The following is an 8,045-nucleotide window of genomic DNA, read 5'->3' as shown; positions in this document are numbered from 1 at the left end:
ATGTAGTAAATCGATAGGCTCCATCATTTTCCCCAAACAAATTTGTTGGGGGAAATTAGATCACGACTTCAATTTTACTGCAATTATTTTTAGCAAATTTGAGGGGATATATCAGCCCGCGCAGGCGGGCAACTATTTGGCATTTGGCACTTCACTAAATTGAGATAACACGTTGACATACACCAAAAATCACTTCATCTCGAACGTCCAAAGGAGGTGATATGCAGTGTATCAGTGAGTTGAAAGAAAGCTTAAAGGTGGAGACAAATAATCCCCTCGGGCTCTTTTGAATCGGTTTATATTGATGAATGGTTGCCCGCCTGCGCGGGCAAGACAGGTTTTTTGTCATGTGTAAAGCAAATACCCATCAGATTAATATGAAGTGTTAGCGAAGCAATCCAGATCGAATTTCGCTAACCTGCCGTAATGGATTGCTTCGCTAACGCTCGCAATGACGACTTATTTACACCGAATAAAAAATCCTGGACTATGTCCTTTATCCAACGCAGAGGATTTTGTAATTATATGAATAACAGGGTTCTGTTTTATTTCACCAATCAACAACTATCTCCAGTTTCTTATCCTCTGAATGTTCTTGTAAGATGGTCAATTTCTTCGGGTGAGATAATATTCAGCTCACCATCCGCGTCATAGCGAATCCATTGTTCGGGATCAAGTCGTTCCGCAACAGAGTTTGGAGGCGCGGAAAAAAAAGTCAGTGAAGTACCTGAAATCCTCGGTATCTCGTTCTTTCTCAGTGCCAGCATTTCATCCAGACGCTGATAATGTTGAACCAAATTCGTAAGTTCTGGCAGGATGGCCTGTTCCTTTTCAGAAGCCTGAGCCTGAACCATGTCAAGAAGCCTTGTTCGTTGTTCAGGCTGGCAACGTAGTAATACGATCTTCACCAAGTCAATTCTGTTACTGCTGCACAGAGAAAAAAATGCATTGTTCCCATCTGGCCCTGGTGTACTGACTAACTCAAACACACTCTTCTTATCTACAGCTAAATGATCTAGCCAGGAGTAAAAAAGAATTTTAAAGGTTTTAATGTAGTTCAAATCGATTGGATTTTGCCAGGCAGGATTACTCAGGCACAGCAAGAGCTTTTGAAGTACCTCGATAAAGTGTCTTTGCATGGTTGTAATGGCCAATTCATGACTCATCCCCTTGCGTACTCCAATATTCCATAAATGGGTAATGACGTAGAGATGAACATAAGCGCTGGCATTTGGCTGATGCTCATTAAAGTGATTGATGTATTTAAACAGATGATTTGCGGTAATTTCCGGTTGTTCCATAAGCCAGGTTGCAGCCGGAGATATTTGCCAATTTTCGTTAAGAAGGATCGTCAGTAGGCTTGCATATAAACGAGTATCGGATTTGGTTAATGGGTATAAATACTGTAACAATCTGATATTGTGATATCTCGAAACAAAATCCCAAAGAAATTTTATCTCATTTTTCATAAAGTAGTCTGCGACTTGTTCTGCGCCATGGTGTTCGATATAACATTCCAACAAACAATCGGTTAGGGCGAAGGACTCTTGCTTATTTTTAAAAAGCGAATGCAGTGCTGGGTTTTCCAATGAAAACCATGTCTTGAGATACTGACTGTCGTCGATGTTTTTAACCGTTTTCAGGATGTAATCGAATAAAGGAATAGTTATGGATGAGAAAGTAGATTCCCAGGTACACATACTTGACCAGAGTGAAAGAAGCGTTTTGATGTGCTCTGGGGTACAACGCTGAAATAGAGCATCAACAAAGGGGACCATGTCCTGGATAAAATCAGGTTTTTTGCCAGTCTTATCTTCAAATTCTGCAAAAATATAATGAAGCACATTTTCAAAGTATTCCTGTTTGATCCATTTCACGAACAGAGCAGGATCCTGACTGATCAGAGTAAGCAATTGTTCAAACAAATTCAGGTTGCGCTGCTTGAGAACAATAGCTGAGATTTTCAAATCAAATACCTCGGAAAGGGACTCTGGATGTTCTGAATAGCGCTGCAGAATTAAGGATACTAAATCAATAAATGGTTTTTTCCCGTAATGGGGTTCAGCAAGTTGCAGGAATACAAGTAAGGCTGCATTTTTATGGGCCATGATGCGATGAAAACACTCAAAGTTTTGGATATTATGAAGGACGGCGTAAGCACAATCCAGAGAGCCAGTTCGCATCATCTCGCCAAGGGGATTATCCCAGCTTACTTCATATCCTCTTATGTCTTTCAGCAAGGTGTCAATCCAATGAGCCTCATCCACATGCACACTACGTAAAAAATTCCATTGTTCCTGGTTATTATTAGCAATAACCAAACCGAGGATGTTTTTTTTGTTATCAGAGGAAGATCTGGACACTAATAAATTACTCAAATTTGGTTTTGGATAATAATTCGTCATTATATAATGTGCAAAATCAAAGGATTGCCTTATCCATGCATACACCGAAACCGGTAGTGACCATAAATTCTCATGCCAGTTGGGAATTTGGGCTTTTTGGTCGAGCAACTCACAAAGCGCCTGACTGTCAATCCGGCTTTCAATAAGTTTAAATGTCTCGATATCGTTTTTTGCAGCCAGATAATGCAGTATAGCGCATCGGTAGCCTTCGTACCGGATACGAGCTGGTGTTTCTGTAAAATCTTGAACTCTGGTAATAGTTCCATGTTCTTTTTTTAGTAACTCATGCAATCGTCGATTGTCGGTAACCTGGCTAATTATGGCTTGCACCAATGTATGTTGTTCAGAAACCGCCGCCTGACTTAATACAGTTAATCCATTGTAGTCAGGCAAAGTGATGTATTCATCCCAGGATAGTACATCAAAATACCGTTCATGCAGGACTTGTAATGTACGGATTGAATTATATTTTGCAGCACTGTGCGCTATACGGTATAAGGGAGCATTCAATGAAGATGATATCAGTGGAGTAGCGTTTGTTTTCTGGGTCACTTCAATGGCAATCGTCAGTAAATCCATGTCTTCGCGTTTTATGATCACATCAATTAATGCCTCTTGCGCTTTATTTTTAAGCATGAGCAACGGTGCCATGGACAGGCCAAATTTCTCGAAAAGCAGTTTGAGAAGGACTTCATTATCAGAATGTGGATCATGTAAAAAATCATAAATGCCTCTGTAGCAAAAACAGATGAGCTTGAATAATTCGTCAAAGGTCAGCCGGTTGTGTTCAACCAATTCAATCAAACCTTTTGCAAATATAGTTTCAAAAAAAACAGGGGTAAACAAATGCTCAAATTTTGCAAAAGACAAACCATTGTGACTTGTGTAGGCCTGAAATAGCTTCAATTCGGGGTGATAATCCGCTTCCAGGATTATAAACTGACACATAGAAGCATCACTGTAGGAGCATGGGTCATATGCTTTTGCTGGATGCAGGCATGGACTGACATCCATTTTAGGGGTGTTGCCATAGCCAATTAATACCTTGCTAAATCCTTGTTGAACACATCGCTCAGCCAGTGCGGTTGCAAAGGGTTTGCATAAAAAGTTTTTATTAGAATGGCTGCGTTCAAAAGAATCCAATACCAGCTCACCGCAAGTTCCAATCCACGCCCAAAATTGTGCCACAATCTGGTGTTGCTGGTTATAGATGACGTAAAAACCACTCATCAAAGAATGCATCCCATGAATGGCGCAGGACTCGCCTTGTTTTCCCAGTGTTTGACAACAGGCAGTGTATTCGCCGAGTAAATATCCGATCTCATCTCCGGCCGGTAATTTTCTTAAATAATATCCTCTCAGGAACGCTCCCAGTTCTTCGCCTCGAATGAATACATCAGGGAGCAGATCAAAAGGCTTGTTGTATTGAGAGAGTTCCAGACAACGATTGAACTCTTGCTCTGGAAGCATATGCGTTCGACACAACTCTGCCAGTACCGGATTTTCGTGGCTTCGAGGATAGGTGTAGTGCTGCATCAGATAATCAAATTGCTCTAGCGGGGTGACGAAAGCATGGCGTTCCAGGATATTAGCCTGCTCTTTGCGTAGTCTGTCCAGTCGGGCAGCCCATGGCAAATATTTTAGAGCCTGTTCACCAAAATCCATCACCAGTTGCGCCCAATAACCATTGTCCCATGCACCATCTCCAGCAATAGGAATTCGAAACAGGCAAGCATCATGTATTGGCTGGCGGGAGGTTGGTGTGCTGTATTTCCTTAAATACATAACGGCCTGGTCGGCGCTGGTGAACAGTTTTGTTAATTTTTTAGCAAATTGTTTGTAGATCTTGATATGAGCACTATCATTCGTTTCAAAAAGCGCTGCAATATAGAGTAATTTTCTTAGCCTTGTTAAATCCTTATAGTTTGATTCCAAATATGAGGTATAAAAAACATTATGAGGAAATAGCTTTTGATAGTCTTGCACAAAACTGGGGAATTTTTTTTGAATTTCATTCAGAGTTTTTTGCAGGGCAGGAGAGGGCTCGGGCGCTGCTTTATTTTCAAGAAAGTTGACAATATCCTGACAGGCATCGATGAGCGATTGTTCCAGTTTGATGGATGAGGAAATACGCCCTGTTAGGGATGAGTATAACCGATGGCGATGAAACAGTGGCGAAGGAAGATCGGTTCCTGGTTCGGGGTTAATGTGATCGTGCCCTATAATTCGGGTTATATATCGCTCCAATAGAGAAAAGCATTTGTATTTTTTCACCAAGGCGGCACTATTAACTTGTTTTCCATGGAGTTCTAAAAGGTGCTGATTGATATAGTCGCGCAATGAGGTTTGTCGTTTATGACTGGCCAAAGAGGCAAACGCACTGTCCGACAATACTGAAAAATCCTGCGTCATTTTGAATAGGACGGGCATCAGGTCCGATGAGGAAAGGTGAACTATGCGAGGGTCCTTTTTACATTGTTTGAATTCTTTTTGTTCCAGCCAGGGAAAAACTTCACTACCGTGTTTAACAAAATACAATAACGCTTTGAAGGCAAAGGTTGTACAACTGTAATAATCTTTTTGTAATCGGGTGGTACTGATATAAAAGGTGATCCTTGGGAACTGTTTTTGCAACCCCGTTAAGATATAAAGCGCAAGATCAGTATCTCCACCTTCGGAATCCACCAACACACATTTTAAATGTCCCCGTTCGTTTCTGATATAACATGCCACGGCATGGATGCCGGTAATGTAGATTAGCTTGGCATCTTCCTGATCTTGCAACACCAACTGTTCTAAAACAGTCTTCAGATGAACTGTATTGTTTTTTATGACAAAAATTCTTTTGGCATTGTAAGGAAGACCCGATGAAGACGATTGATGTTGGCGAATTTGTTAGGCTTCAATGAGAAGAGTTAAAGCTTCGTAAGTAAGGTAGTACTCACCCAGACGATCTCTGGCTCGTTCATCCCAGTATTTGCCTTCTTCCAAAAGTGGATTGGTTTGTTCTCGTTGCAAGAGCTGGTGAACATGAGGGTGGCGGGCAAAGAAATCCTGCCGTTTGTCCGAACGTATAACAGCAGTTCCCACTTTTTTACCATGGTTAATGTAGCTATCGACAGCCCCTACATAGTTGACATCCGAACTCAAAATGTGCTCATTGTTGAGTTGGACTAAAGAGTGTTTTTCAGTTCGTGACTTCATGGTAAAACCCTACAGGAAAATTAGAGGCTGTTGACATTTCATTATTTTCAAGTCAACTTTCCGCGACTTGTTCGCGGAATCGATAGATCTTGCGCAAAACAAGAATATATCGCGCCTATAAAGATTGAATTAGATCCCGCGAACAAGTCGCGGGACGTCGAAACCCTAATCTATTTATAACTATCTTTTCATCACATAGGTTGATAGGCATTTTTCTACATCGTCTGGATTAAAGTGCAGCTCTTGTTTACTAGCCCATAATCGAAATTCTGATTTAGATATTTTGGTAGTTTTAGCATCTTTATCGGATAACCATAAAGCATTAGCTACCTTTTCGGGAGTAAGTTGTTTGGGTTTTACTTTTAGATAGTGCAAGAAGAATGGATAGGGGGGATTAGGTCTTAATAAATCAACAATGCCTCTATGTTCAAATTTCTCAGCAAAGTCTAGAGCTGTTTCACCATTATTGGTTTTAATATTTTTATTGGCACCGATACTAACAAGCCATTTAGCAACCTCTTCTTGCTCTTTTTCAAAATAACCTTTTTTAACGCCACATGAAGCAATATGCAAAGGAGTATAGCCAAACTGATCCTGGATATTAATATAAGCACCATTTGCTACTAGAATTTTACAGGCTTCCAAGGCTCCAGAGAATGCTAAATTACCTAAGTAACTTTTAGAAATATGAGCGGTTTCATTTAAATCAACCCCAGCTTTAATGAACAGTTTCACGATTCGCTCAAAGGTTTCTAATGAATAGTGATCATAAAAAGGTGGAACACACAGCAAAGATCCACAAAATGGATTCGCTCCCGCATCATTAACGGCATCTATTCTTGCCCCATTGTTTAATAAAAACTCAATTACTTCAACCTGTCCCTTAATTACTGCTAAATGCAAGGGAGTATTTCCTACAACATCTTTTGAATGTACTAAATCTGGGAATGTTTCTACTAATCGCATTGCCTCGGTGAGTTTTCCGTCACGAATCGCTGTTAAAAGATTATCTTTAAAACATTTATTGATCCATAACTTAGCATTTTTATTATATTTGGCTTCGTACATAATACATTGTTCAAATCTTACTTCACACAGATGTGCATTTGAAAAATCAACGCTCTCAAAATTGCATCTTACATATGAATTTTGATTGAAATTCGCCTTTTCTACTTTACTACCTGTAAAATTACAATCATTAAAACTCGTGTAAGGTAACTGAGTTTGAGTAAAATCAGCATTCTCAAAATTAACTGAGGGAAATATCATATCGCTTCCAAAAAAATTTCTAAAAGCAATATTTTTCAAATTAAATCCTGCAAACATTGGAACTCGGGGATCATAAGGAGCTCTATTTTTAAAAAATCTAGTGTCTTTATACCGCTCGGAAAAATCCGTGTCTTGAATATCGAGGTGACCATTTATATCCTTCCACAGCTGGATATAATTCTCTAAAACAACCATTTTATCTGCAGGAGATAAGTCATTTTGATGATCATCAAAAATTTTTTTTGTTTCTAGATAAATCTTTTTACAAAACTTACTATGGGCAAAAGGATAATAGGTCCATGCTCTTGAAGGGCTTGGTGTGTATTCATCTTTCATTTGGTTTTGGGATTCCATCCTAAAATCCTGAAATTTAATTTTAATTATTTCTAATAAATGAGTGGCTGATAACTCTTTCTGTAATTCCGATCTGGAGTACATAAACAGCACCTTTAAATTCGACTAATTGAATCAATATTGTACCGGAAGTAGTCAGCCATGTTATCCGTATAAAATACGGTGTGTAGTGGGTTATCTTTATTTGTCTTGGCTAAAATTATTTTGGCAAAATAACGGTTTATTACAAAAATCTGGTTTATAAACACATGACCTCAGTACATCATAAACAAACTGTCTTGCCCGCGCAGGCGGGCAACTATTTGGCATTTGGCACTTCACTAAGTTGAGATAACTCATTGACATACACCAAAAATCATATCATCTCGAACGCCCAAAGGAGGTGATATGCAGTGTATCAGTGAGTTGTAAGAGAGCTTAAACGTGGAGACAAATAATCCCCACTGGCTCTTGTGCATCGGTTTATTTTGATGAATGGTTGCCCGCCTGCGCGGGCAAGACAGGTTTTTTGTCATGTGCGGAGCAAATACCCATCTGATTAAAATGAAGTGTTAGAAATGCAACTCCAACTGAATCCAAGAGGTTTTAAGTACACAACTTTACCGTGTTGAGAAAAAATTGATATAGTCACACTTCTTTTTCTCAATGGCAGCTACAGGTATAGAAATGGATCAATCGTTAAAATTGATCAATAAATCCTTGTTTAAAGAACCATCCACTATTGTAAGATATGAAAATGTAGCGGCATTGCAGATCGCGCTTAACAAATTCTTTAAGTATTTAAATAGTTCAGAAACTCTGTTTAATTTGATT

The 8,045-nt window shown here is 39.4% G+C and carries 3 protein-coding genes; all 3 read right to left on the bottom strand.

The features are described from left to right. Positions 1-578: 578 nt before the first annotated feature. The 3 genes from ELY21_RS13835 to ELY21_RS13825 all read right to left on the bottom strand — a co-directional run bounded on the left by ELY21_RS13835 (position 579) and on the right by ELY21_RS13825 (position 7,316). A complete protein-coding gene (locus tag ELY21_RS13835; protein WP_127110395.1) occupies positions 579-5,192 on the bottom strand; it encodes a hypothetical protein in 4,614 nt (1,537 codons plus the stop codon). A gap of 108 nt (positions 5,193-5,300) precedes the next feature. Next, complete coding sequence (locus ELY21_RS13830) at positions 5,301-5,609, bottom strand: hypothetical protein (protein WP_127110393.1); 309 nt, start codon at positions 5,607-5,609, stop codon at positions 5,301-5,303. 180 nt (positions 5,610-5,789) lie between these two features. After that, positions 5,790-7,316, bottom strand: coding sequence for an ankyrin repeat domain-containing protein (locus ELY21_RS13825; RefSeq protein WP_127110391.1), 1,527 nt, complete (start codon positions 7,314-7,316; stop codon positions 5,790-5,792). Positions 7,317-8,045 lie beyond the last annotated feature (729 nt).

This window comes from Legionella sp. km535 (genome assembly GCF_003990085.1).
Taxonomy (GTDB): domain Bacteria; phylum Pseudomonadota; class Gammaproteobacteria; order Legionellales; family Legionellaceae; genus Legionella; species Legionella moravica.
This window is presented reverse-complemented; position numbering and strand designations above follow the sequence as displayed.